General features: G+C 61.7%; 2 protein-coding genes. Both read left to right on the top strand.

Translation table 11 applies throughout. From position 1 onward, the window contains the following. Positions 1-393, top strand: a 393-nt coding sequence (locus AB1609_23520) for a hypothetical protein (GenBank protein MEW6049404.1), incomplete at its 5' end; no start/stop codon positions are given. A 389-nt stretch (positions 394-782) separates the two neighbouring features. Further along, the coding region (locus AB1609_23515) for a ThiF family adenylyltransferase (GenBank protein MEW6049403.1) at positions 783-1,586 on the top strand (804 nt) is incomplete at its 3' end.

Below are 1,586 nucleotides of genomic sequence, written 5' to 3'. Positions count from 1 at the left end.
AATCGCGGGGTGGAGGGTGTTTGTTACTGGGTTGCCTTGTTTGAGGACGGCGCCTGGGACGTCATTCAAGTGATTAAGCCGGACGCTCGGGCCTCGTCCGGCAGGGTGGATATCCCAACAGAGGAGAACCGCAGGATAACAGAGTCGTTACCACAAGGAGCCGCGGTAATTGCGCAGGTACACTCCCATTTGGGCTCGGCGTTTCACTCCGATCGCGACGACCGTAACCCGTACTCGTTCGAGCCTGGATTCTTGAGCATAGTAGTGCCGTGGGGTGCCAACGAGTCGGTACGCTGGCCTCTCGACGTGAAAGTGTACGAGCTCGTTAGCTACCCGAGATGGCGGCCACTGTCACCCCGCGAGGTAGCGCGGAGGGTGGTGACCTCGGGATGATGATGAAGGAGTGTTGGACGCTTGCGGACGCCCGTAATCGCGCGTTTGCTGAGAACGTGGGCGCCGACTGGCAGGCGGGTGTCCCTTTGTACCTCTCTGCTACGGGAGATTGGGCCAAGTCTCCCCAGGGCCAACTCATCCTGTTGTACATGGCGAATCAACTCCCCAGGATGGGGCCGGGCTATCGACGCATCACGGTGTCGTCCGCTCTGGATGTGCCGCTGAGGCCTGAGCTCCGGTCATGGGTGCCAGTTACAACTCTCGCGAGCGCCATGCTGTATCGCATGCAGGCGCTGATGCCCGGTGAATACTGTATGGACAGACAGAAGCCCCATGCCTCGGTCGCTGTCCGAGTGGGACCTCCCGCAGGGCCGTCATCGCCATGCGACATGGCCGTGGTCACCAAGGATTGGGTGGTCAGGCTCACCGTCGGAGACTCAGCGGTTGCGACGAACGGCGCTCGTCACGTCGGCGAAGAGGCGTACAACCCCATCAGCGCGCAATGGGCGGTTGCAGCTCTCTGCGCTCTGCTTTACCTACGCCATTCGATGTGCTCCACACTGGACACCGTGTATGAGTGGACCTGCTGGACGGCTTCCCTTCCGGCGGAAGCGCCCCCGGTCGATGCGATCGATCTCGGGTCGCTGACACTGATCGGCTGCGGTGCCGTGGGAAATGCCTTTCTCGAAGTTCTGAGGGCGTGGCCGCGGGTGAGCGGTGAGCTCAGGGTTTACGATCCGGAGGAGACAGACGAAACTAACCTCAACCGATATCTCCTATTGGGCCGCGAGGGAGTAGGACGTGCCAAGGTCTTCCTGGCGGAGCAGGCTTTGGGCCATGTGGATTCGCTCTCGGTGTGGGGCTTTGAGCGCGAGATCACGAAAAGGGAATTGGCGGACGCTGGACGGATAGTGCTGGCGGTCGACAGGGTAGATCCCCGGATTCAGGTTCAGGCTTCCTGGCCCAGCCTCTTGCTTGAGGCGGGAACGGGTCGCCAGTGGTTCCATGTGGCACACTGCCACCGGGGGCTGGTCGCTTCGCATAAGGTTGCGTGCCAGGGTTGCCTCCACGGCTCGGGTAGGGACTTGCGGCGCGAAGAGCGGGAGGCCAGTGTGGTCTTTGTGTCGGCTGTGGTCGGTGCTGTATTGATGAGGGAGCTTCTGCTCATCTTTAAGGCCGGGCAGGACGCGGCG

Source organism: Bacillota bacterium, from assembly GCA_040754675.1.
Taxonomy (GTDB): domain Bacteria; phylum Bacillota; class Limnochordia; order Limnochordales; family Geochordaceae; genus Geochorda.
This window is presented reverse-complemented; position numbering and strand designations above follow the sequence as displayed.